Annotated in this window: 24 protein-coding genes; 12 read left to right on the forward strand and 12 right to left on the reverse strand. The window is 44.8% G+C overall.

What is annotated here, in order from left to right:
• Positions 1-123: 123 nt before the first annotated feature.
• The 4 genes from NB463_RS01810 to NB463_RS01825 form a co-directional block, all read right to left on the reverse strand.
• Positions 124-513, reverse strand: a complete 390-nt coding sequence (locus NB463_RS01810) for a cytochrome b562 (protein WP_005394852.1) — start codon at positions 511-513, stop codon at positions 124-126.
• Positions 514-668: 155 nt separating this feature from the next.
• Positions 669-1,421 (reverse strand): phosphatase, encoded by a 753-nt coding sequence (locus NB463_RS01815; protein WP_047009782.1) that lies wholly within the window; start codon positions 1,419-1,421, stop codon positions 669-671.
• 77 nt (positions 1,422-1,498) lie between these two features.
• Positions 1,499-1,951 carry an SRPBCC family protein gene (locus NB463_RS01820; RefSeq protein ID WP_053808285.1) on the reverse strand — a complete coding sequence of 151 codons (453 nt, stop codon included), beginning with the start codon at positions 1,949-1,951 and terminating at the stop codon, positions 1,499-1,501.
• A 99-nt stretch (positions 1,952-2,050) separates the two neighbouring features.
• Positions 2,051-2,974: a DMT family transporter gene (locus NB463_RS01825; protein WP_005394849.1), complete on the reverse strand. Its 924-nt coding sequence runs from the start codon at positions 2,972-2,974 to the stop codon at positions 2,051-2,053.
• A 129-nt stretch (positions 2,975-3,103) separates the two neighbouring features.
• Here NB463_RS01825 and NB463_RS01830 point away from each other — a divergent pair, with 129 nt between their 5' ends.
• Both NB463_RS01830 and NB463_RS01835 read left to right on the forward strand, forming a co-directional pair.
• Complete coding sequence (locus NB463_RS01830) at positions 3,104-3,997, forward strand: LysR substrate-binding domain-containing protein (protein WP_258430574.1); 894 nt, start codon at positions 3,104-3,106, stop codon at positions 3,995-3,997.
• A gap of 73 nt (positions 3,998-4,070) precedes the next feature.
• Positions 4,071-5,129 carry a S1 family peptidase gene (locus NB463_RS01835; protein WP_258430575.1) on the forward strand — a complete coding sequence of 353 codons (1,059 nt, stop codon included), beginning with the start codon at positions 4,071-4,073 and terminating at the stop codon, positions 5,127-5,129.
• Between the two features lie 16 nt (positions 5,130-5,145).
• On the opposite strand, the gene fliJ is transcribed toward NB463_RS01835, so the two are convergent.
• From fliJ to NB463_RS01875, 8 genes are read right to left on the reverse strand one after another with little or no spacing between them, the layout of a single operon-like run.
• Positions 5,146-5,586, reverse strand: coding sequence for a flagellar export protein FliJ (fliJ, locus tag NB463_RS01840; RefSeq protein WP_005384016.1), 441 nt, complete (start codon positions 5,584-5,586; stop codon positions 5,146-5,148).
• A 24-nt stretch (positions 5,587-5,610) separates the two neighbouring features.
• Complete coding sequence (fliI, locus tag NB463_RS01845; RefSeq protein ID WP_053350026.1) at positions 5,611-6,957, reverse strand: flagellar protein export ATPase FliI; 1,347 nt, start codon at positions 6,955-6,957, stop codon at positions 5,611-5,613.
• On the reverse strand, positions 6,950-7,705 hold the full coding sequence (fliH, locus tag NB463_RS01850) for a flagellar assembly protein FliH (RefSeq protein WP_005394841.1): 756 nt from the start codon (positions 7,703-7,705) through the stop codon (positions 6,950-6,952). Before fliH ends, fliI begins: the two co-directional genes overlap by 8 nt.
• Before the next feature lie 4 nt (positions 7,706-7,709).
• Complete coding sequence (locus NB463_RS01855) at positions 7,710-8,723, reverse strand: flagellar motor switch protein FliG (RefSeq protein WP_005394839.1); 1,014 nt, start codon at positions 8,721-8,723, stop codon at positions 7,710-7,712.
• Positions 8,692-10,440 carry a flagellar basal-body MS-ring/collar protein FliF gene (gene fliF, locus NB463_RS01860; protein ID WP_065646211.1) on the reverse strand — a complete coding sequence of 583 codons (1,749 nt, stop codon included), beginning with the start codon at positions 10,438-10,440 and terminating at the stop codon, positions 8,692-8,694. The genes NB463_RS01855 and fliF overlap by 32 nt, the downstream gene beginning before the upstream one ends.
• A 3-nt stretch (positions 10,441-10,443) precedes the next feature.
• Entirely contained in the window at positions 10,444-10,800 is a 357-nt protein-coding gene (fliE, locus tag NB463_RS01865; protein ID WP_005375045.1) for a flagellar hook-basal body complex protein FliE, read from the reverse strand.
• Between the two features lie 15 nt (positions 10,801-10,815).
• Complete coding sequence (locus tag NB463_RS01870; protein ID WP_161445697.1) at positions 10,816-12,147, reverse strand: sigma-54 interaction domain-containing protein; 1,332 nt, start codon at positions 12,145-12,147, stop codon at positions 10,816-10,818.
• Positions 12,147-13,166 (reverse strand): MotY family protein, encoded by a 1,020-nt coding sequence (locus NB463_RS01875; protein ID WP_203343051.1) that lies wholly within the window; start codon positions 13,164-13,166, stop codon positions 12,147-12,149. Before NB463_RS01875 ends, NB463_RS01870 begins: the two co-directional genes overlap by 1 nt.
• Before the next feature lie 384 nt (positions 13,167-13,550).
• Between NB463_RS01875 and NB463_RS01880 the strand changes: the two genes are divergently transcribed.
• From NB463_RS01880 to NB463_RS01925, 10 genes are all read left to right on the forward strand, one after another.
• Positions 13,551-14,369 carry a FliM/FliN family flagellar motor switch protein gene (locus tag NB463_RS01880; RefSeq protein ID WP_005398043.1) on the forward strand — a complete coding sequence of 273 codons (819 nt, stop codon included), beginning with the start codon at positions 13,551-13,553 and terminating at the stop codon, positions 14,367-14,369.
• Positions 14,366-14,737 (forward strand): flagellar motor switch protein FliN, encoded by a 372-nt coding sequence (fliN, locus tag NB463_RS01885; RefSeq protein WP_005398044.1) that lies wholly within the window; start codon positions 14,366-14,368, stop codon positions 14,735-14,737. The genes NB463_RS01880 and fliN overlap by 4 nt, the downstream gene beginning before the upstream one ends.
• Positions 14,738-14,755: 18 nt before the next feature.
• Positions 14,756-15,514: a flagellar type III secretion system pore protein FliP gene (gene fliP, locus NB463_RS01890; protein ID WP_005398045.1), complete on the forward strand. Its 759-nt coding sequence runs from the start codon at positions 14,756-14,758 to the stop codon at positions 15,512-15,514.
• A gap of 13 nt (positions 15,515-15,527) precedes the next feature.
• Positions 15,528-15,797, forward strand: coding sequence for a flagellar biosynthesis protein FliQ (gene fliQ / locus NB463_RS01895; protein WP_005375036.1), 270 nt, complete (start codon positions 15,528-15,530; stop codon positions 15,795-15,797).
• Positions 15,797-16,573: a flagellar biosynthetic protein FliR gene (fliR, locus tag NB463_RS01900; protein ID WP_053808280.1), complete on the forward strand. Its 777-nt coding sequence runs from the start codon at positions 15,797-15,799 to the stop codon at positions 16,571-16,573. Before fliQ ends, fliR begins: the two co-directional genes overlap by 1 nt.
• Positions 16,570-17,697, forward strand: a complete 1,128-nt coding sequence (gene flhB, locus NB463_RS01905) for a flagellar biosynthesis protein FlhB (RefSeq protein ID WP_006741983.1) — start codon at positions 16,570-16,572, stop codon at positions 17,695-17,697. Before fliR ends, flhB begins: the two co-directional genes overlap by 4 nt.
• Positions 17,698-17,728: 31 nt before the next feature.
• Positions 17,729-19,819 carry a flagellar biosynthesis protein FlhA gene (gene flhA, locus NB463_RS01910; RefSeq protein WP_006741984.1) on the forward strand — a complete coding sequence of 697 codons (2,091 nt, stop codon included), beginning with the start codon at positions 17,729-17,731 and terminating at the stop codon, positions 19,817-19,819.
• A gap of 19 nt (positions 19,820-19,838) precedes the next feature.
• On the forward strand, positions 19,839-20,609 hold the full coding sequence (locus NB463_RS01915) for an EAL domain-containing protein (protein WP_258432050.1): 771 nt from the start codon (positions 19,839-19,841) through the stop codon (positions 20,607-20,609).
• A 304-nt stretch (positions 20,610-20,913) separates the two neighbouring features.
• On the forward strand, positions 20,914-21,759 hold the full coding sequence (gene lafA, locus NB463_RS01920; protein WP_005398051.1) for a lateral flagellin LafA: 846 nt from the start codon (positions 20,914-20,916) through the stop codon (positions 21,757-21,759).
• Between the two features lie 55 nt (positions 21,760-21,814).
• Positions 21,815-23,137, forward strand: coding sequence for a 6-hydroxymethylpterin diphosphokinase MptE-like protein (locus NB463_RS01925; RefSeq protein WP_005398053.1), 1,323 nt, complete (start codon positions 21,815-21,817; stop codon positions 23,135-23,137).
• The last annotated feature ends 132 nt before the right edge of the window (positions 23,138-23,269 follow it).

The following is a 23,269-nucleotide window of genomic DNA, read 5'->3' on the forward strand; positions in this document are numbered from 1 at the left end:
AAAACAGGATCAATAAGTGGTTGCCACCTCACAGCTTTTCTTCAATAACGCAATTGACAGACACAAAAAAGCCCACCAAAACGGCAGGCTATTTTCATATTCTATTGTCAGCTTTTATCGCGATTAGCCGAACAGCTTACTCCAAATACTTGGGTTACGCTTGTCATGGTATTCTTCACGTAGGCTATCAATTTCACGTAATTGTGCTTTCGCGTCTTGCAGGTTACCAGCGTCTAAGTCTGCTTCAATCTTGTCTAACGTTACCGTTAGTTTATTAAAGCCTTCTAAGTAGGTATCGAATTTCTCTGGTGGATAGTTACCGCGCTTAGATTGCTCGACGATTGCTTGCAAGCTATCAATTGCAGACTTCATGGTTTCAACATCCGACGCTTCTGCCGCCTGTTTGAATTCCATCTTCATCTGCTTCATGTTTTGTTTTAAATCAACCGCTTCTGCCATTGCGTATGTTGAGCCAAACGCAATCGCACACCCTAGGACTAAAGGACGTAACATTTTCACTTCTCCATTTATAGTGCCGAATTCTGTGTCGGCTTTATTTACCCAAATAACCCACGCCATAAAAGGCGACAAACTAGCTTAGTTGAGTATTTCCGGGTCGCAGTGTAAAGCAATCTTACGCCAGGTGCATACCTAAAATGTAATCAAGTTTATGCGTTGCGAATGTCGTCATACTCTGGAATTGGCTTACGGCCTCTCAGAGCTAAGAAAGACAAAAACTGCTGGGCGGTGTGAGTAATCACTTTTTTGCTATCGATACCCACTTTATCCATTAGCTCTCCAACCAAATCCAGATTACCAACATCATGGCAGAAATGTGCATCACTTCCTGTTGTGAAGAAGACACCGAGATCTTTACCGATTTGTGCAATCTCGTGGCAACGGTCTACGCTACCCACTCGGCTATTCCCTTTTAGCGTGGTGTTATTGATTTCAATCGCAACATTATACTCTTTCGCGCACGCTAAAACGGCCTGAAAATCAAAGTCGAAATTTGGATTCCCAAGATGGCCAAGCGCATCAATACGACCGTTTTGAATCACACTAATGAGCGCTTCCGTATGAGTTTCTTTGTTTGCAGGACGAAAAACAGGTTCATGGAAACTTGCAATAACCCAATCTAGGTTACGATCGACACTCAGCGGAATATCGATGTCGCCTTCGGTATTAAGAATGTTGGATTCCACACCCCGAATGATCGCGATACCGTCTAAAAATCGAGGCAGGATTTTTTGGTTGGAGAAAAACCAGTAATGCGGCGCGCCCGGCATTGATTCTGCGTGATCGGTCGTACAGAACATATCCAAGCCGTTCTCTTTCGCCAATTTTGCATTTTCAATCAAGGTGCTGTACGCATGACCACTGGCGTACGTATGTGTATGGGTATCAACTTTAAATTCCATCATCCACTCTCTTAGGTGCGCTATCTTGCGTGCTATTGTATACCTACACGTGACGTACCGTCAGCCCAAGATGAGTATCAGACTTCAGCTTGCTCCTCACTGATGGCTTTTATTAGGGGCAACGCTTTTTCCCATCCGTGATTAAACATAGAAACAAAGTCGCTGTGCGTATGAATGGTGACATTGAGTAACAAACGATCACTGTTGGTGTCGATCTGATAGATCTCTCGTGATCCAATCCACTTAGATGCTAAATCTCCATCCAGTTGCTGCCTATTATCCGGATTAAAAATGGCAATGTGATGAAATTCAAGGCGCTGTTGCGGTTGCACGATATCGATAGTCGCTCGCGTTCCGCCCATATCGGGATCAAAAAAAGTGATGTCTTGCCCTTCTTCCCATATCCCATCAAATTGAGACTGGGGTGAGAAAGCCTGTGCCCAGCGTTTGTATAACTCAGCATCGGTTAGCACTTCCCACACCCGTTGCGGTGTAGCCGAAATCTCAACGTAATAATTTAGCGTAAGCATTATTTCTCTCCCTGAACCTTTCTTGACGCTAGTTCATTGTCAGAAAAAATCAAACCTCACCTCTGATTTGCCTTATTTAATCCTCTATTTTCCGACAGGCTAAGAAGTTCTCGCTTGTAACCTACCACCACGATGCGCCGTAAAGCGAACCCAACATGTGTTCAGTATGGTTGCGAGCACGATTAAACTCATCCCGATAATTTGGCTTTGACTCATTCGGTCATCGAAAAACGCACTCTGCCAAACCGCGGTGAACAGTAGGTTAGTAAAAATAAGTGGTGCAAGTTGAGAGCCGCTGCTTGCCAGTTGATACGCTTTGGAGCGGAAAACTTGGGTGTTAATGATCATCAGGGACATCACACCGAGCCACAGCATATTAGAAGAAACAGTAGATTCCATCACATTGGCTTTGAGGAAAACATCGATGTCGTTAAACAACGTTAGCGGTAACAGAAATACGGCAGCAAACCCAAACGCCCAAAAGTTGATTTCTAATGGCGACATATCAGTTTTACTCACTTTATATAGCGTAAGCTGAGAGCCGGAATTGAAGAGTCCACCAGCTAGACCGAGTAATAAATCCGAACGCCAAGTAAACTCCCCACCAACTCCCGCCAACATAACCACTCCAGTAAACGCCATTGCTAAAGCCGCCAATGTTGAAACGCGAATGTGGCCTCCCATAAACAGCTTTTCAACCAAAGGAATAAATAATGGGCCAGTGGCAAACAATACCACCCCTTCTACCAGCGTTAACGTTTGTAATGACGCGATGAAACACAACTGTGATAAGCCGATACAGAAGGCGCGAAGCAAAATCGGTTTTAACGTCCCAGCTTTAGGAAAGGTAAGATTTTTGAAACGAAGTAAGACAAGCAAAATAAGTGCAGGAGCCAAAAAGCGTAAGAAGCTAAACAGTGTGACGGAAAGTTCACCTGTCAACTGCTTTGCTAACAACCCAGTAACAGATAAGCTTAACGTAGACATCAGCATGAAAAGAATAGATTTATTTACTGCATTCATTCGATACTCCTTAATATGTGGAGTATTTTATGAGATATCACTTATTGTAAATAGCGAGTAATATTAACCATTAATGTAAGAAAAACTTACAGGTTAACTTATCTCTCATCATGTTACGGTTTCTAAAATATGCGTAAATTAGTCCCTCTAAAATCCATCTATGCATTTGTCGCTGTGGCGGAATCTGGCAGCATGACAGAAGCAGCGCAGATATTAAGTGTGAGTCATTCGGCGGTGAGTCAGGCGATAAAATCACTGGAGACTCAGGTCAACAAACCTCTGTTTGATCGCGTAGGCAGACAAGTTCAACTTAATGCTGACGGTAAAAAATATTATCGAAAGGTTGCGCCAGCTTTAGAACAAATTGTCGATGCCACAGAAGCGCTAATCCAAGACCAAAACTTGCAACGTATTACGCTTAATATGGTGAATTCCTTGGCGCTGCATTGGTGGATTCCGCGAATGTCGAGTTTGCAGGACTTTGCTCCGCAATTAGACGTTCGTTTATCAAACCTGTCTGGCAGGTTTAATCTAGAGCAAGAAGGTATCGACGCTGCCCTCGTGCATGGAAACACCGAGGAATGGCAAGATTATTACTGTGAAAAGCTCAGTGAAGATGAACTGGTTTTGGTGTGTAGCCCTGAATTGATAGCTAAGACGAATGACTCAAACATCACTCAACTTTTAAAGCAGTATCCCATCATTGAAGTTACTAACGAGCGAAGAAAAAATGACTGGAACGTGTGGCAGGACGCGACGGGTATCCAGCGACCTAAAAATAAAAAACCAATCACTTTTAACATGTCGATACAAGCCGTCCAGGCCACAACTCGTCGTTTGGGGTTATTGGTCACTCATCGCTTGTTTGTGAAGGATGACATCAAATATGGTCAGCTAATCGAGCTGGGTGAACCCGTCATTAATCCTCATCAACAGCTTTACTTTGTATGCCCGCCACACAAGCTAAAGCTTGAATCGTTTCATCTGTTGCGATCTTGGCTACAACAATCATTCAACTATTAGAAACTTTTGTTAAGCACATTCACTGAAAAACTAGTATAAAGTTAGAAGAGCACTTTTCATCCAAGGATGGTTTATGAAGCAGTATCAAATATGGCTAAGCGCACTCTGTTTTGCAGTATCTTTGAGTACGACCGCTGAAGCAGAAAATGATAACCGCCTTTCAGAACAAGGGATCTCCACGGCAATTATTGGGGGGCAGCAGGCTACCCAAAACCAACTTCCTTTTTTTGCACGTCTTATTCTACATAAAACCGGCGCTAATCAGTTTGCCAATATTTGTGGGGGAACCATTGTAAACGACCGCTTCATTTTAACTGCGGCCCACTGCGTAGAACCAAGCGTTTTTACTGATGGCTGGACAATCAACGATCTACGAGTGCTAGTCAAAAACCCTACGATGAATGACGTGTTTGTTGAAGAATTCAAAGATGTTCGCTCTATCACGATTCATCCTGATTATGTGCCTAGCGATTTATGGATTAATGACATCGCTGTCCTTGAATTGACTAGACCTATCACCGATAACGTCCAATCCATCACTTTACCGCAAGACTTTGGAGACTACAGCAGCAAGTCAGTTTATCAGATATTCGGTTTAGGTCAGACCGCGACCAATGATGAAAGCACCCCCAACTATTTACGCTGGGCAGAAGTAAAACCCCTTACCGACACCCAATGCGCTTCGTTGGTAACAGGGTTTAACGCTCAGGAAAGTTTATGTGCGAATGGATTTCCTGAACGACGCTACACTGGCATCTGTCGTGGTGACTCAGGCGGTCCTCTCACCTATCAAGACAATAATGGCATGTATCAGCAAATTGGCATTGTGAGCTACGGTTCTTCAGTTTGCGAATCCGCTGCGATTCCAAGTGTGTTTACCGAGATTTTGAACTATGCAACATGGATTGAGACCCAAACCAGCTCAGGTGTAAAAACCAGTTATAACGCCCTCTTAGCAAGTTCGGAAGATTATCATAGCGAAGGGGACTCTGGCTTTGAGCCTGTCGATACCAACACATCTGGCTTTGGTAACAACGGCAGCAGTGGCGGCGGTGCTCTCGGATCAGGGTTGATCATGCTTGGAGGCTGGTTTGGTTGGCTAAGACACCGCAGAAATTATTCGCGCTCCTAGTAGCGTCAACAAGACATCATAATATCTTGCGCTTAACGCGAGAGTTAATGATGTCTTCAATCATCTTTTGCTCTTTTTTCGCTTTTTCATAGTTCTGCTTAGTACGCCAACGTTCAAGCACTTTTTCTAACCCTTGAACGCGTGCGTGCTTGTGTTCTAGCGTTTTCTGTACAGATGCACATTCCGCTTGCATAACGGCTTGCTCTTGCTCGTGGTGACGAAGCATTCTTTGTAGCATTTGGTCAACACGATTAAAGTTCATCAAAGCCGCGCTCGTCAGCGTCGGGCCGGTTCGGGTTGATTGTCCAGCGTGGCCTTTCAACGCCGACAACTGTTCCAATTGCATTGAAAGATGGGAGTGACGCTGACGCATGGCATCAAGTTGTTGACCCACACGGTCACGCTGTTTTTCTTCCATTTGCTGTAACTTGCCTACGGCTTTTAACTTGGATTTCATTTCAGCTTTGTCACTCCCATTTGATTAAGCACTTTGAAAAAGCTGCGCGAGCTCGGTCAAACTGGTTGGGTAATCTACAGACTCGTTGGCAGCTTGTTGTAGATATGCACGCAAATTTGGATACATAGCAACAGATTGATCTAACTCAGGATCTTGTCCTGGTTGATAACCCCCTAATGGCAGTAACTCTTTAACCTGAAGGTAGTTGGAGTACATTTGACGGAAGTTATTCGCAATCGTGCTGTGTGCGTCCTGCGTACAAGTATTCATACAACGGCTAATAGACGCGTTGATATCTATCGCGGGATAATGCCCTTGCTCAGCCAGTTGACGCGATAAAACGACATGCCCATCTAAGATGGCGCGCGCGGAATCCACGACAGGATCTTGTTGGTCGTCCCCTTCTGCCAATACGGTATAAATTGCCGTTAAGCTACCATGTTGATTTTCACTGTTACCCGCTCGCTCTAGGAGTTGAGGTAACACGCTGAAGACTGAGGGCGGATAACCACGAGAAGCTGGAGGCTCACCGAGCGAAAGAGCGATTTCGCGCTGTGCCATGGCGTATCGGGTTAGAGAGTCCATCAGAAGTAGAACGTCTTTGCCTTGGTCTCGGAAATACTCTGAAACGCGATGACAAAGTAGTGTCGCTCTTAACCTCATTAGCGGGGATTCATCAGCAGGAGCCGCGATAATGATCGCTTTCTTGCGCGCTTCTGGGGTTAAGTTTCTCTCGATGAACTCACGTACTTCTCTGCCTCGCTCACCGATAAGCCCGACCACAATTACATCGGCCTCCGTGTTTTTGGTGATCATCCCCATTAACACACTTTTACCGACGCCACTGCCAGCCATCAAACCAATACGTTGGCCTTTGCCTACCGTCAATAGTCCATTAATCGCTCGCACGCCTACGTTGAGTGGTGTATCAACTGGGCGTCGCTTCAGTGGGTTAATCGGTTTTGGTTCAAGTGAAACTCGCTCTCCCCCCTTAAGCGGAGCCCCGTCATCTAACGGCTCACCTAAACCATTCAGTACGCGTCCTAACCACTGAGAGCTTAGCTGCACGGTACTGTCACCATCAAGAGGGATGACTTTTGCACCAGCAAATAAGCCACCTAAGCGCCGAATAGGCATTAGGTAAGCAATAGTGTGCTCAAAGCCCACCACTTGCGCTTCGATCATGTCGCCTTCTGCGGTTTCTACGAGACAGCGCTGCTCCAGTTTAAACCGGCACCCAACGGCTTGTAACATTAAGCCGTTTACTTTAATCAAGCGCCCTGTCACGCGAGCAACAGGGATTGAATCGAGCGAAGCCAATGCTTCGCTCAAACGCTCACTCAATAGCTCATGGCTTAAGGTATTACTCATGCTCTGATTCTACCTGCGGAATACTAACTTCATCCAAAAGGTGTTGTTTTACATTGTCCATACAGGCTTCTAAACGAGAGTCGCAACTTGCATCCGCCTCTGCATCATCGGTCACTAGTTGGCAGCCACCAATCGGAAGTTCCGTATTAGCCACCAGTTTCCAAGATTGTGGTAGATCAGCATTAATGTGAGTAATTCGTTCTAAATCCTGCGGATTTAAATGCACGGTTACGGTTTCCGCTTTGCCTGGCATGGCAGACAATGTCTCATCCACCAAGGCAAGGATCTGTTGAGGCATTAAAGTGAGCTCAGCACGAATCACTTGCTGAGCCACTTTTTGTACCAGCTCACAAATCATATGACGTTGCTGTTGCTCTTTTTCGTCTTGCCAACGAGACAGCGCATGAAAGAGCTCGTTCACGGGTTTCGCCGCCTCTAGAAAGCTCTGTTTTCCTGACTGCTCACCAGACACAAAGCCTTTTTGGAAGCCTTCTTTTTGCCCATCTAACAGACCTTGTTGCTTACCCTGCTCGATACCTTGACGTAAGCCTTCTTCATGCCCTTGTTGTAAACCTTGTTGAAAACCGGCTTCAAGCTGCTGTTGAATATCAACTTGCGGCTCTTGCCAACCTTGGTTATCTAGCCCGAATTCGTCTTCTATAGCCTTAGGCTGCGCCAAAGGCGGAAAACGGTGCAAACGGTATCCACTCGGCGGCAGTCGCATCGTACTTGATTTTGTCTCTACCATGACGTTACTCCACCGTTGGCTCTTCATAAAGAAGCAACTGAACTTCACCAGATTCATCCAATTCACGCACCATTTGCATGATGTCTTGACGCGCTTTTTGAACACGACTTAGCGCAACAGCCCCGCGCGCTTCCATATCGTCTTCCAGTGCTTTCACCATACGCTGAGGCATAGAACGTTTAATGGCTTGCTGTAACGTAATTTCTGAACCTTTAAGTGCAACCGCCCACAATTCTAGTGGGATCTGCTGCACCAGCATGTCCATGGTTTCTTCACGCTGACGACCAAGAACCATAAAGTCGAACATATTCTCTTCAATGGCATTAACGACATCTTCATCATGCAACTTCAGCATTTCCATCAACGACCCGCGATCACCTTCAAAGCGGTTAATGATGTCAGCAGCTTGCTTGACACCAGATAGCGGTGTGCTTTGGCTTGCAGATACTTTTTCAATGCAGCGCTCAACGAGCTCATGCAAATCAATAGCAACTTGATGATCGATGTCTTGCAGCTGAGCAATTCGGAACAAGATTTCGTCATGGTAATCTTGTGGCAGGTGCTTCAACACCGCTGAAGAGCTATCGGCTGGCAAATACGCAAGAAAAATCGCTTGCATTTGCGGGTGCTCATTCACAATGAAACGAGCAAGCGTTTCTGCTTCTACCCACTGTAAGCGCTGCATATTGTTGCGAATTTCATCACCATACAGCGTATTCAGCAGCCCTTTTGCCAAATCATTACCCAATGCTTTACGTAGCGTATTGGACAAATATTCTTTAGAAGCTCCACGAATGCCACTGTGCTCACGAAAGTCTTCAAAGAAAGTTTGAATAACGCCGCGAGCGGAATCGCTCTTAATGCCATTCAACTTCGCCATTGCACGAGTCACCCGCTGGGTTTCATCACGGCTAAAGTGCTGTAAAACCTTCGCAGCGGCATCCTCGCCCATGCCTAATAGCACGAGCGCGGTTTGTTCTACATAACTAAGCGTCTGCTTTGATGGAACTGTGTTCATTGATGTTTACCCATTGTTTCAGTATTTCGGCTACGCGCTCTGGCTCTTCATTGGCAATAAGCTGTAGGTGTTTCAATTGAATCTCTAGTGGCGAACCGGCTGGAGGCAGCATGTCGCTGTTTACATCTAAGCCGGAAGAGGCTGAGATACCTTTTTCTGATAGACGGCGATCAAGCACTTCTTCATGCTCACGCTCTTCACGCGTTTGCAGGTTGTCATACTCAGGCTCTTCTTGCGGCTCTGCAAAGTCTAACTCTGGTACTGGCTTATCAACGCCTGTGAGGTGCATGATCAATGGGCGTAGTACGAAGAAGATCATCGCCAAGCCTAACAAACCACCGATAACGTAACGTATTGGCTGCTGTACTGTAGGGTCTTGCCACCACGGCAGCGCAGGAGGCGCATCAATTTCAATTGGAGTGAAGTTGAAACTCATCAAGCTTAAGCTGTCACCTCGTGCCGCAGAAATACCGACAGCATCCATGATCATATTTGAAATCTGCTCTTTATCTGCTTCACTCCAAGCAACACCATCCGGAGAGGCTTTCGAGTTCAACAGTACCGACACGCTCATTTTCTCAATTTGACCTTGTTGGTATTGAGTACGACGAACACTACTCCCCACTGCATACTGACGGTTTACTTCAGAGCGTGCGTTGGTGTTTTGGCTATCGTTCGTTTCTACTTCTTCACCAGTTACCGGCGGTTGGTTGCTTAGAGAACCTGGTACGCCTAGCGCGATTTGGTCAACTGAGTTGTTGTGAATGGTGTGCTCGTTACGTACGACAGGTGCGTTATCCAAAATCTCTTGCGTTTCTTCAACTTGGCTAAAGTCCATATCGGCAGCAACTTGCACACGGAAGTTACTCGGACCCACAATTGGCGTAAGCATGTCTGCTGCGCGTTGAATGATCTGCTTCTCAACGTTCTTTTGATATTCAAGGTATTTTGCATTGACTTTACCTGCTTCCGCCGAAGCAACATCTGCACTGAGTAAACGGCCATATTGGTCGATAACAGATACAAATTCAGGCTTCATCGCCGTCACGCTACCAACCACTAAGTTGATGATTGCTTCAACTTGCTCAGACTTGAGATCTTCGCCAGGTTTCAGCTCAAGCATCACTGACGCTGAAGGGTTCTCGCTGTTTTGACGAACAAATAAGGTTTGACGAGGAATAGCTAAGTGAACACGCGCATTCGCCACTGAATTCAGAGACATGATAGTGCGTACTAACTCACCTTCTAAACCATGACGGTAACGCGCCGTTTCCATAAATTGGCTTGTACCGAGAGAGCTGTCTTCTTTAAGCGAATCCAAACCTGTCGGCAGTTTGGCTTTAACACCTTTTGATGCAAGCAACATGCGAACTTTCGCAACTTCGCCTTCTGGCACAAGAACTTGGCCATTTTGCTCTTGCATACGGTAGCTCACACCTTCGCTTTCTAATACCGAAACAATCTCTCCGATATCAAAACGTTCTTGTTGGCTATACAGTGGACGAAAGCTTTGTGAGGAACTCCAAAGAGCGACCACAATGATTGCCGCAACAATTGCAGCGAGTACGGCAGATAACACTAGATTTCTCTGGCTACTCGACCAGATTTGCTTCAGCTTCGTTGTTACATCGTCCATGCTATTCGCAGTAGAAAATGTCTGTGCTGAGCCGGAGGTCATGGCTGTATTTCCGGCGACTTGGGGGGTTAGTTCTGACATGAATTACACCGGCATCTTCATAATATCTTCAAATGAGGTCACGACTTTGTTGCGCACTTGCATCAAAGCATTAAATGATAAGCTGGCTTTTTGGCTAGCGACCATCGCACCAACTAGGTCATCACTTTTTCCTGTTTCTACGGCCGTCATTTTTTGACTAGCCACTGATTGATGTTGATTCACTGTATCCAACACATTTGTCATCGCTTGTGAGAACGATAATGGTGCGTTTAGTGATTGTTGATCTAAAGGATTTGCACTCACGATAAACTCTGGCGGCTGCACTTGTGCCTGCATCGCCTGCATTTTTGACAACATAAGTTGCTCTGCCGAGACCGCATGAGTAGGTTGACTTGCCATCTATTTTTTCTCCTATTAGGCAGCCGAGCCTAGTGCCGACTGTAAATCAATACCATGTTCTCGCATGGCTGCGAGCTTGTAGCGTAGCGCTCGAGTTGATACTCCAAGCGCGTTTGCGGTTTTCGTTCGGTTTCCACCAAACTGACGTAATTTTTCTAAAATAAATTGATATTCGGCCTGCTTCTTCGCTTCTACATGACCAAAGCTTGAAGCTGGCTCAGCGGATGGAACTGGCGCAACAAGTTCAATAGGCAGCATCAGATCATGGGCAGTAATGTAGTCACCATGACGCATGACCAATGCACGCTGAATGACATTTTCCAACTCACGAATATTGCCTGGCCAGTGATACTGACTCAGCGCACTGATCGCGTCTTGGGATAGATGACAGCGACTGCTATCTTGATACTTTTCAATAAAGAATTGGCTGATCGGTAAAATGTCTTCTTTTCTTTCACGCAAAGGCGGCCAGTGCAGAGGCAAAACATCCAATCGATAATAAAGGTCTTCACGGAATGTGCCTTTTTGAACTTCTTCACGTAAGTCTTTATTGGTTGCCGCAATAACACGAATATCAAGCTTCACCGCCTTGTGGCTGCCTACGCGTTCCACTTCACGCTCTTGAAGAACGCGTAATAACTTGGCTTGAACTGCAGGGGACATTTCACCGATTTCATCTAGCAAAATCGTCCCGCCATTCGCTTCTTCAAACTTACCGCTTTGAGAGTTAGTCGCTCCTGTGAAGGCACCTTTGACATGACCAAATAGAACCGCTTCTAGCATCGACTCTGGAATGGCAGCGCAGTTAACCGCCACAAATGGACCATCAATACGTGGAGAGTGCTCATGCACATATCGAGCCAGCACTTCTTTACCCGTTCCCGATTCGCCTGTAATTAACACACTGGCGCTAGTGCAAGCGGCACGATGCGCCAATTGCAGTACCTGTTTGCTTCGCCAAGATTCCGCAACAATGTTGGCCATTGGCTTACCTAGCGCTTCAACGCGCTTCAGTAAATTGAGCAGCTGATTCGCTTCAAATGGGCGTAATAGATAATCGGTTGCTCCCGATTTCATCGTCTCAGCCGCCAAGATTCCCTGCTCTTGATCGACAATAGCGATAACAACACCAGAGTTACGTTGCTTTTGGTGGCAAGCAACAAACTCGCGGACACACATGTCCGGTAAAGTAGAGCTCACAAGAGTGATTTCTGCTCGATCTTCAAGTAATGCGCCTCGGCCAGTACGAGTGTGTTTTGCGGTGTAACCTGCATTTTGCAACACATCCAATACTGGTTGAGCAAGAGCTTCATTTGGCTCAACCAACAAAATTTTCGTTTTCGTCATCATTGAACCTTAACTTTCGTTTGTTGATTTTGTTGTTGTACATCAGGGTGGTGTTTCACTGCCGTTCGCTCGTTATCTCTAACTAGGCGCAACGTTACACGTCGATTTTTCGCTTGGCCCTTCGTCGAACTATTGCTGGCAATTGGGTAACGAGAACCATGCGCTCTTGTTTCGATCATCGATTTATCAATACCAAGTTCAACTAAGGCCTCGGCAACTTGCTCTGCTCTAGTACGTGATACTGAAAGGTTCGCCAAACTAGAACCAACGTTATCGGTGTGGCCATCAATTAAAATCTTGGTCACACGATCATCAACAGATACATAGCTATTTAACGCTGCGAGCGTTTCTTGCTGCTTACGACTTAGCGCCTTCTGACCAAAGTCAAAAGACAGAACAAGATTTCGTGCCTCTGAAAACGAAAGCTTAGGCAAACGCGCTCGACAGGCATTAAATGACTTGAGCGCGTTTTGAATTTGAATAGTCGGAATTACAATCTCTGACAAAGAGGAAGCATCACTTCCCTTTAGTGACAACGTCACCCAATTACCAGTAGCAATTAAATCCATGAGTTCATCAGCACCTTTGCTGAAGACAAATCGTTGGGATGGCTTAGTAAAGTCAAGGGTGGCAAACTCTTTTCTATAAAGCTCACCAGACCAAGGAGCACTTTGACTTATTAGAGCAATCGTTTTCCATTTATTATTTTCATAATGTATATCGGAAATAAAATAAGTTTTATTGTTAGGTTCCGAACGGAAATAAAACTTCCCATACGGCGTGCTTGAGTGCAATAAGTTGCATTCAAAGTTGTTTCCTTTATATGTCCACTTTGAAAGGTCCATGGGGATGGTCACAACTTCACCTGAATATGTCACCTTAGACACTAGCAAACTGACAAAAATAAATATTTTACAATTTATTAAACCGTTAGGGTTCATGTATATCTTACAATTCCATGACCTTATCAATTTAATTAAATATGCCACTAAGCCGTGATAACTGGCATAGCTAATCATGTTAATTACCTATTCTGAATATTGAAACTGGTTACAAAATGCTCACAAGAGCATAGCCAAACCTTTAAAATCAAGATTTAAGCTTTAAAAACAATGTCTTATATTTTAATTATCTAAATTAGCCGTTACACCATGAAGATGGTTTTAAAAAGTTAATAACAACTAAAAACGCTTAATATTTTTATATTTTCTTATTAAGCAATTTATAAAGGAAACTAACCCTTTTTAAATTTTATTAAAAGATTAAGACTATATGCTCAAGGCAACATGTGAACTAAAGTCACAATCTTAGAGTTTGAAACTAAAAGATCATTAAAATTTCTGTGTAGACTACACGCCATTAAGTTAAAACAGTTTCGATTGTTAACGCACGGTAAAATATAAATGGAAAATAGAGTTAGCGAGCCTATTTCTGACATTCAACTACTTGATGTAGAATTATTAGGCAAACCTATTCATATCATTCGTGAAAAGCTTGAAGGCTTGATTTCAGAGTCTTGTTCCAGCCTTACGATTGAATTACAAAATTGGCTCAGTACGAGTAAAGTGGAAGCTAGCTTAACCTCTGTAGACTTGCATCGCTTTACACCGATAAAAATGGATAAAGACCAAACGTCAACCTATCAACACCAAGAGGGCGGCATGGTATTTGTTCATGGAGATGCTCACACGTTAATAAAACTGGCGGATCGGTTCTATGGCGCCAGCACTGAGCGTTCAGCAACAACACTGACAGCAAGTGACCTCCGCTTACAAGAGCGAATCAGTCGCATCATTATTGGTTGGCTTGCACCAGGTGAGATGTGGGAAATGGGTGAGTACGAAGCGCCCCGAGGGATTGGAATCAACGTGCAATTAAACATCGCGTTTGACGATCACCAAGGCTCAATTCATCTCAAACTAGATAGCCACCTTATTCAAACACTGATCGAGCAGCTTGAACTGCAGCCCGATACGGATTTGTACCAACCATTCTGTCGCTCTTTAGAGGCAACGCCTGTTCGACTGAATGTTGTTTTAAGTAAAAAGAAGATGCCGTTGAGCGACGTTGTAGGCTTACAACCTAACGATATTTTACCAATTGAGCTTCTTAATACGGTTCCAGTCAGCATTGGTAACCAATCTTTATTTACAGGTCGTATTGCTGAGCAAGACGGCCAACTTGTTTTGATCTTTAACCCTGATAAGGAACCGCAGCGATGAGCGAAGCGCCAGAAACGAATGCATTCGACGCAGAAGAATTGAACTTTGACGACTTTCAATTAGAAGACTTTGAAGCTGAAAGTACGCTCCAACAAGAACCAGCAACTGCGGAACGTGATCTTAGCTTTTTCAAAAGTATTCCCGTCACTGTCACGCTGGAAGTTGCAAGCAAAGAAATCCCACTTGGGGACTTAATGAAAGCCGGAGAAGGCACGGTTATCGAACTTGAAAAGCTCAATGGTGAGCCTTTAGACGTAAAGGTAAACGGCTCTCTAATGGGTCACGCTGAAGTCGTCGTCGTTAATGATAAGTACGGACTTCGTCTGATCGATGTACATGACTCTGCATTGAGTGGCGTTGGTCAATAATCTTAGGTAGGCATCACAATGAAAAATCTGAGCGCTTGGCACCGTTGGTTACCTCTTTTGGTACTGGTGTCACTTTTGTTTGCTTTCCCAACCATGGCGGCTGACAACGGCTTAACTATCCTGTCCGTTTCTGATGGCGACACACAGCAAGAATACAGCGTTAAATTGCAAATTCTGTTGTTGATGACGGCGCTCAGTTTTCTTCCAGCATTCATTCTGATGGCAACGAGCTTTACTCGGATTATCGTCGTCCTCGCGATTTTGCGCCAAGCCCTTGGTCTTCAACAAAGTCCTCCTAACCGCGTATTGGTTGGGATTGCTTTGGCATTGACCTTGCTGATCATGCGACCTGTTTGGAGCGATATTCATGAAAATGCATTTCAACCGTATGACAATGGTGAAATCACGCTAATACAAGCATTCTCTGTAGCAGAGAAACCAGTGAGAGAGTTCATGCTGGCACAAACTCATCAAAGCTCTCTTGAGCAAATGCTGCGTATTGCCAATGAACCACTCGACCAAAACGTTGAAGATATTTCTTTTGCGGTTGTCTTGCCTGCGTTTGTCATCAGTGAACTAAAAACCGCCTTTCAAATTGGCTTTATGCTCTTCATCCCCTTCTTGGTTATCGACTTGGTTGTCGCCAGTGTGCTCATGGCAATGGGTATGATGATGCTATCGCCTTTGATTGTTTCACTCCCTTTTAAACTGGTGGTGTTTGTACTCGTGGATGGCTGGGCAATGACGGTTGGCACGTTATCTGCCAGTTTCGGTTAAATAGGAGCATGCTATGACCCCTGAACTAACCGTAACGTTATTTTCCGATGCAGTATGGCTGATCATTCTGATGGTTGCGGTACTGGTTGTTCCTGGCCTAATTGTCGGTTTGTGTATCGCCGTTTTCCAGGCCGCCACACAAATCAACGAGCAAACACTCAGCTTTTTACCACGTTTGCTCGTTACGCTATTAATGGTGATTTTTGCGGGTCATTGGATGCTCCGAAAAATCATGGAACTGTTTGATTTCTTATTCCACAACATACCGGGGATGATTGGCTAATGGCCATCACATTTGCAGAGCTCTCAGCGATACTCGGTCAACTCTGGTGGCCGTTTTTTCGTGTGGGAGCTGTATTTATTTCGATGCCCTTCTTTGGTGATGCAATCATTCCCGTTTGGATCCGTACCTTACTGGCACTCTCGATCGTCGTGATTACCGCACCATTGATGCCACCAATGCCACAAGTCGAATTATTCTCCATAACGTCTCTATTCCTTGCTTTTGAGCAAGCGATTTGGGGCGTGATGTTTGGGCTAATTTTGCACATGCTCTTTAACGTTTTCACCATGCTTGGTCAGGTCGTTTCTCTGCAAATGGGATTGGGTATGGCAATGATGAATGATCCTATCAACGGACTTTCTGTCGCCATTTTGGGCCGCATATTTCTTATATTTTCAACCTTGTTATTTCTCGCGCTAGAAGGACACTTGCTCGTCATTGATATCGTGATTCAAAGTTTTGTCGTGTGGCCGGTCGGTTCTGGCATCACATCGCTTTCTCTGCAAGGCGTTGTAAATATTTTCGGTTGGATGTTTGCCTCTGCTTTAGCACTAGCGTTGCCTGCTATTGTTTCAATGCTCCTAGCCAACATCAGTTTTGGTGTGATGAATCGCGCCGCCCCCTCACTCAACGTGTATGCGTTAGGTTTTCCAATGACGATGCTTCTTGGCCTGTTCAGCGTATTAATTTCAGTATCTGGTGTGCCGGGTCGCTACACCGCGCTTGTGCACGACACCATCAGACACTTGAGTAACTTTATGTTGGGGGGCGCATGAGCGATCAATCGTCTCAGGACAAAACTGAAAAAGCCTCACCGCAGAAAGTAAAAAAAGCACGTCAGGAAGGACAAATTCCTCGTGCTAAAGAGTTTACTACTGCGGTGATATTTCTAGCGGTGGCGCTCTACTTTTACTCTCAGCTCAATAGCATTTGGGAAAGTATGTCAGGTATTTTTCGCTACAACATGATGCTGACGCGAGCCGACTTAGAAAACCCGAAACAGCTTGTCGAGCAATTGGGACAAAGTTTAGCGGTAATCATCGACATGTTATTACCGTTGTTTACCGTCATTATTATCGTGACCTGTGGTAGCAGCCTTGTACTAGGCGGTTGGATGTTCCGTCCGGCGAACGTTATGCCAAAGCTGAGCAAAATTAATCCTTTAAGTGGGATAAAGCGCATTTTTTCGACACGCTCAGTGGTTGAGCTATTAAAGTCCACGTTCAAAGTAGCCGTTATTTTCGGCATCTTATATGGCTATTTAGACAACCACTTACAGCCTCTGCTAGGTATGCAAAACTTACCTTTAAGCCAAGGCTTTTCCCTGGTGATGTCTATTCTCTTTGAAGGCTTATTGTTGATGGGGTTTGCGTTGTTGTTATTTGGTGTTGTAGACATTCCCTACCAACGTTGGGAGCACCTAAAAGAGCTGCGTATGACCAAACAAGAGCTGAAGGAGGAATTCAAGAACAACGAAGGCCGCCCAGAAGTAAAGCAGCGAATCCGTCAAATTCAACAGCAGTTTGCACGCCGTAAAATCGATAAGATGGTACCAACGGCTGACGTGATCATCACTAACCCAACTCACTACGCTGTCGCTCTGAAGTACGAACCTTCACTTTCTGATGCTCCATTTGTGGTTGCAAAAGGCGTAGACGAAACAGCCATGCACATTCAACGAATCGCCCGAGAAAACAAGGTGGAGATCATCAACTCACCACCGTTGACTCGTTCGATCTATCACACCACAGCGATTGAACAAGCAATCCCAAGCCAACTGTACATTGCCGTGGCACATATTCTTACTTACGTTTTGCAATTGAAAGCCTTCCGTAAAGGTGAAGGAAAAGAGCCAACTCCTTTGCCTCATTTTTCGATTCCAAAGCATTTGCAGCACTGATTAACCCGCGTTTATCCAAGGACACGAAAGTATGCTTAACCGGTTAAAACAACTTCAAACATCAACCAAAGGCTACATTGGCATTCCAATTGTCTTGCTAATGATTTTGGCAATGGTGATTTTACCTTTGCCTCCCCTGCTATTGGATGCGTTGTTTACCTTCAATATCGTCTTGGCAATCCTAGTATTGCTGGTCAGCACTACCGCAAAGCGACCATTAGACTTCTCAGTTTTTCCAACGATTTTGTTAGTCGCGACATTATTGCGTCTTACACTAAACGTCGCTTCCACACGAATCGTACTCCTAGAAGGACATAATGGGGGGGATGCGGCAGGTAAAGTCATCCAAGCATTCGGTGAAGTCGTTATTGGCGGTAACTACGTCGTTGGTATGGTGGTGTTTGTTATCTTGATGATCATCAACTTCGTCGTAATTACCAAAGGTGGCGAACGTATCTCTGAGGTGTCAGCGCGCTTTACTTTGGATGCCTTACCGGGCAAACAGATGGCGATTGATGCCGACTTAAATGCCGGTCTTATCGATCAGGAAACCGCTCGATTGCGTCGTAAAGAAGTCGCTAACGAAGCCGATTTCCATGGTTCGATGGACGGTGCCTCAAAGTTTGTGCGAGGCGATGCTATCGCTGGTTTGCTAATTCTGTTTATCAACATCATTGGTGGTATCAGCATCGGCGTCTTTGAGCATGGACTCGCAGCATCTGACGCCTTTAAAACCTACGCACTACTTACAATCGGTGATGGCTTAGTAGCTCAAATTCCGTCACTTCTATTGGCAACGGCTGCAGCGATTATCGTTACGCGAATTAATGATAGCGATAATGGCATGTCGGAAACCATGCAAAAACAATTGCTGGCAACCCCGGCGACACTGTTTACCGTCGCAGGCATCATGGCTGTGATAGGCATGGTACCAGGCATGCCACATTTGGCCTTTTTTGCTTTCGCGGGTGCTTTAGCTTTCGCGGGTTGGCGTCAAACGAAAAAGCCCGTGCAAGACTCCCAAATCGAGGAGGTCGAAGCACTTTCACAAGCCATGCAAGAGGACGATACACCACTTACGTGGGAAGATATTCCTCATGTTCAAACGTTGTCACTTTCCCTGGGTTACCGTCTCGTTCACCTAGTCAACAAAGAACAAGGTGCACCTTTATCACAGCGTATTCGCGGTGTGCGCCGTAACCTATCTGAACAAGTCGGCTTTTTATTACCAGAGGTGCGTATTCGAGACAACCTAAGCCTTAAGCCGAATCAGTATACAATTTCTCTCAATGGCGAAGTGATCGAACAAGGCTTTATCGAGCCAGAACGTTTGATGGCGATTGCAGTCGGAGAAACGTACGGTGAGGTAGATGGTATTTTGGGCAGTGATCCTGCCTACCAATTACCAGCAGTATGGATTGAACATCAAGACAAAGCGAAAGCGCTGAACATGGGTTATCAAGTGGTCGATGATGGCACGGTCATCGCGACTCATATTAGCAAGATAATGAAAACAAACCTTGCTGAGTTGTTTACGCACGACGATGTTGAAGCCATGACGCAACGTTTGACACAGCAAGCACCGAAGTTAGCCGAAGCCCTAGCCGCGGCACTTAACCCTGCGCAGCAACTCAAAGTATATCGCCAGTTGTTACTAGACCAAGTGCCACTAAAAGATATTCGCACGATTGCTAACACGATGTTGGAATCCGCAGAAAACACTAAAGACCCGATTTTACTGGCATCTGATGTGCGTTGCGCACTAAAACGCACGCTCGTAAACCTGATTGCGGGACAGAAAAACGAATTAAATGTCTATGCTCTCTCTGATGAACTAGAACAAATGCTACTGACTTCGCTACAACAAGCACAATCTTCTGGTACAGTAATGTTAGACAGCTTCCCAATTGAGCCAAATATTCTTGGTCAGTTCCAACAAAACTTGCCACTGATAAGACAACAGCTCAAACAACAGGGATTACCTCCGATTCTTCTCGTTATGCCTCAGTTACGTCCACTTCTGGCTCGTTACGCACGCACATTTACGCAAGGACTGGCAGTATTGTCTTACAACGAAATTCCAGAAAACAAACAAATCAATGTGGTAGGAAACCTTGGTTAATCTTATTTCAACACATGCGATGTACGAACATTTGGTTGGTCTCGCAGTACAACATATCGTCACGGATGACGATCAATTAGTATTTGATGCTTTAAAGCACAATGACATTCAACACGCGTGCCAAGCCATTCGCGAGACTCAATCAGGAGAGGTAGAATTCCAACACCTGACGTTGAGATTTGGCACGCGTGGCGAACAAAGCGTCTATCAATTCGAACTCTCTGAACAAATGCAGTACTGCCTAGATTTGTTCAGCCTTTATCTCGCATTGCGACAAACACAGTTTCAGCTAGAAGCCTTTCACCCCGACTTAATCAGTAACGTCGTCGTGCCGGTAAGAATTGACGCATTACTATGGGAACCAGGCATATACTTTCTCGAACAGATGATTCAGTTTCACTCTTCCGCTTTTCAACATGTGATTCCTTCTCTTCAAGCAGACAAAACGCTATGCGCCTATGATAAAGTCTCAGCGCTGATAGAGAAGTTAAGAGAAAACGCCTACTCACTTTGGTTTGAAGTCGCGACATCACAAGTGAACTTCGAACGAGTCGCTGACTTTAATCCCGATATGATCAAACTATCAGTCACGTTAGAGGATAAAGAAGAAAGACATGCTTTCCTACCGATTGCTAAGTTCTTAAGAAAGCACAAATACCCTTGGGTAGCCGGGCGGGTAGCGAGCCAAACAGAGCTAAACCGCTATCGCTTGTTAGGGGCCAATTATTACTTTGGTTATTTCAGTGACATCCCGACCTCCCTCTCTTTTCAATCTTTTGGTGAGGAATGACAGAATCCTAACTATTAATCTTTATAAAACAGCGCGAATTATTCGCGCTGTTTTTTTATTTATAACGAAGAACGACAATATTGATAGATGACTGCTTCCCTGATTAAGTCAGGCTTATTCAGGTTATTTGATGTTATATCTGCATTTTCATGGAATACAAGTCACTAAAAATCATCAATTTTGATCTTTTTTAGGAATTTTTTAATTTTCAAATTAATCATTAAAGCTGACCGACCGCCTCTAGTTAGTGACTAGGGAATATCCCGAGGCCTGAAAGATATAGTGACTAACTAAGGAGACTAAGATGGCTTTATCAATGCACACTAACTACGCATCGCTTGTAACTCAAAACACTCTGAACAACACAAGCGGTCTTCTAAACACTGCGATGGAGCGTCTAAGCACGGGTTACCGCATCAACTCAGCAGCAGACGACGCTGCGGGTCTACAAATTGCAACTCGTCTGGAAGCTCAGACTCGTGGTATGAATGTAGCGATGCGTAACGCACAGGACGGCATCTCTATGATGCAGACTGCTGAAGGTGCAATGGATGAGATGACAAACATCACATACCGCATGAACGACCTAGCAACACAATCTTTGAACGGCTCAAACAGTCAAGAAGACCGTGCAGCTTTGGATGCAGAGTTCAAACAGCTAGCATCTGAGCTAGGCAACATCATGGAAAACACTTCATTTGGTGGTCAAAAACTTCTAGCTGAAGGCGGCGGTTTTGGTGCAAGCAGCGTTACTTACCAAATTGGTGCGACTGGTGCAGAGAAACTAGCTGTAAATGCAAAAACACAGCTAAACGACATCTCGACAGCAATTGCTGGCCTGACAAGCATCAGCACTGCTGCTGCAGCTTCTACAGCTCTTGCAAACCTTTCAAGCTCTGGCGGTATGCTAGCAGATCTAGGTACAGCACGTGCTCAGTTTGGTGCTAACATCAACCGTCTAGAGCACACAATGACTAACCTTGGTAACATGACTGAAAACACTTCTGCAGCAAAAGGCCGTATCACTGATGCAGACTTCGCTACAGAGTCTTCAAACATGACTAAGAACCAAATGCTTATGCAAGCAGGTACAACAGTTCTTTCTAAGACTAACCAGCTTCCTGGCATGGCAATGTCTCTACTACGCTAATCATTGAAGCTTATAACCCCACCCATCCGGTGGGGTTTTTTACTATCTGAATATTATGACACCAGTTTATTCTCAACATATTGATATCATTCGCTCTCGTTGGCCTGACGTAGCAAAAGCCTTAGACAGTGCAGACTTTAGCGACTTACACTTTGAAGTAGTTGAAAAAGCAGCGATGACCCTAAAAGTCAACGGAGTTCAACTTAGCAGTGCTTATGACCCGGTCGAAGAAGCCTTCCAGTACCGAAGCCTAACGTCTAGCGACGATTATCATATTTGGGGCATCGGTATGGGCAATGTCCCATCCCTGTTAACACAAGATAAAAATGCTCGATCAATTCGTGTTTATCTTTATAACCTACCGTTAGCAAAATTGGTGCTTTCTCTCGTTCCACAACAATGGATATCCGATCCTCGTGTTTCGTTGATCATCGTCTCAGAAGACCAAAGCGATATAGGTAGAAAACTCGCGAGCCTTACTTGGGATGATTGTATCATTCTCAATGCCGACAGAGCCATTTCGCGTCATACTCATCAATGGCTTTATTTCCGCTTAGAAAACCGTGTTTTGATCGGCTATGCAAACGCTAGCTATAGACATAGCGATGAAGAACTGCTCACAAGAGAGAAAGAAAACGAACCTCTTTTAAAACGCCTAAACTCTTCTGATCATTATCTTATGTATCAAGTAGACGACGCTATTTGTATTGGTGCTGGCCCATCACTCCAGCATCATATTGAAGAGTTAAAAACAGTCTATAACCGACCAAATCGTCCCAAGCTTATTGCTGCATCAACTGCATGCAAGTGCTTAATTGAAAATAACATCAAACCAGATGTCGTATTTGCTGTAGATTTAAATTTAGGTGACGAACATATTCCATATGAGATCGCCAAAAATACTATTTTGGTGTTTGGTAGCCATATGCCTAGCCGTATTTTCCAAAACTGGCATGGCGAGAAGTATTACTTACACTTGGGTGACTTCACATACGACAGATTTGCAAGCAAACTACCGGTTAAATATCGCCCATACTCGTTTGGTTCGGTAATCCATCCTCTAATCCACTTCACCCTTTTACAAGGTGCTACCCAAGTATCACTAATCGGATGCGATTTTGGTTTCCCTGGAGATATCATCCATTCAGGACGCGAAAACAGACCAGACGACCCGAACGCGACGATGACAGCACGAGTAGAGAATGGTTATGGTGAGATGATCAAAACCTCACCAGCCTACCGCATGTTTGGAAGCGGTGTTGAGAACCTAATAGCAGCATCACCACAGACCAAGTTTTACAATTGGAGCCGTATTGGTGCAAAAATTATTGGTGCTGAATATTTCAATGTGGAGGAACTATATGGCAACCGAGATTAACTCTGTTTATGACACTTTTATTAAAACTTCAGAGGTTTACTCATACGGTGACCACTTGACAGGCGACTTAATGTTAGGGAGATGTCTAAATCTCCTAACAAAATTATTCACCGTTCAGTCAGAGCGCACGTC

Source organism: Vibrio sp. RM-41-2B, assembly GCF_024744415.1.
GTDB classification, from domain to species: domain Bacteria; phylum Pseudomonadota; class Gammaproteobacteria; order Enterobacterales; family Vibrionaceae; genus Vibrio; species Vibrio diabolicus.

Coding starts and splice junctions, on each gene's coding strand:
- NB463_RS01810 (WP_005394852.1), bottom strand. CDS start 513: ATGTTACGTCCTTTAGTCCTAGGGTGTGCGATTGCGTTTGGCTCAACA.
- NB463_RS01815 (WP_047009782.1), bottom strand. CDS start 1,421: ATGGAATTTAAAGTTGATACCCATACACATACGTACGCCAGTGGTCAT.
- NB463_RS01820 (WP_053808285.1), bottom strand. CDS start 1,951: ATGCTTACGCTAAATTATTACGTTGAGATTTCGGCTACACCGCAACGG.
- NB463_RS01825 (WP_005394849.1), bottom strand. CDS start 2,974: ATGAATGCAGTAAATAAATCTATTCTTTTCATGCTGATGTCTACGTTA.
- NB463_RS01830 (WP_258430574.1), top strand. CDS start 3,104: ATGCGTAAATTAGTCCCTCTAAAATCCATCTATGCATTTGTCGCTGTG.
- NB463_RS01835 (WP_258430575.1), top strand. CDS start 4,071: ATGAAGCAGTATCAAATATGGCTAAGCGCACTCTGTTTTGCAGTATCT.
- fliJ (WP_005384016.1), bottom strand. CDS start 5,586: ATGAAATCCAAGTTAAAAGCCGTAGGCAAGTTACAGCAAATGGAAGAA.
- fliI (WP_053350026.1), bottom strand. CDS start 6,957: ATGAGTAATACCTTAAGCCATGAGCTATTGAGTGAGCGTTTGAGCGAA.
- fliH (WP_005394841.1), bottom strand. CDS start 7,705: ATGGTAGAGACAAAATCAAGTACGATGCGACTGCCGCCGAGTGGATAC.
- NB463_RS01855 (WP_005394839.1), bottom strand. CDS start 8,723: ATGAACACAGTTCCATCAAAGCAGACGCTTAGTTATGTAGAACAAACC.
- fliF (WP_065646211.1), bottom strand. CDS start 10,440: ATGTCAGAACTAACCCCCCAAGTCGCCGGAAATACAGCCATGACCTCC.
- fliE (WP_005375045.1), bottom strand. CDS start 10,800: ATGGCAAGTCAACCTACTCATGCGGTCTCGGCAGAGCAACTTATGTTG.
- NB463_RS01870 (WP_161445697.1), bottom strand. CDS start 12,147: ATGACGAAAACGAAAATTTTGTTGGTTGAGCCAAATGAAGCTCTTGCT.
- NB463_RS01875 (WP_203343051.1), bottom strand. CDS start 13,166: ATGATTAGCTATGCCAGTTATCACGGCTTAGTGGCATATTTAATTAAA.
- NB463_RS01880 (WP_005398043.1), top strand. CDS start 13,551: ATGGAAAATAGAGTTAGCGAGCCTATTTCTGACATTCAACTACTTGAT.
- fliN (WP_005398044.1), top strand. CDS start 14,366: ATGAGCGAAGCGCCAGAAACGAATGCATTCGACGCAGAAGAATTGAAC.
- fliP (WP_005398045.1), top strand. CDS start 14,756: ATGAAAAATCTGAGCGCTTGGCACCGTTGGTTACCTCTTTTGGTACTG.
- fliQ (WP_005375036.1), top strand. CDS start 15,528: ATGACCCCTGAACTAACCGTAACGTTATTTTCCGATGCAGTATGGCTG.
- fliR (WP_053808280.1), top strand. CDS start 15,797: ATGGCCATCACATTTGCAGAGCTCTCAGCGATACTCGGTCAACTCTGG.
- flhB (WP_006741983.1), top strand. CDS start 16,570: ATGAGCGATCAATCGTCTCAGGACAAAACTGAAAAAGCCTCACCGCAG.
- flhA (WP_006741984.1), top strand. CDS start 17,729: ATGCTTAACCGGTTAAAACAACTTCAAACATCAACCAAAGGCTACATT.
- NB463_RS01915 (WP_258432050.1), top strand. CDS start 19,839: ATGTACGAACATTTGGTTGGTCTCGCAGTACAACATATCGTCACGGAT.
- lafA (WP_005398051.1), top strand. CDS start 20,914: ATGGCTTTATCAATGCACACTAACTACGCATCGCTTGTAACTCAAAAC.
- NB463_RS01925 (WP_005398053.1), top strand. CDS start 21,815: ATGACACCAGTTTATTCTCAACATATTGATATCATTCGCTCTCGTTGG.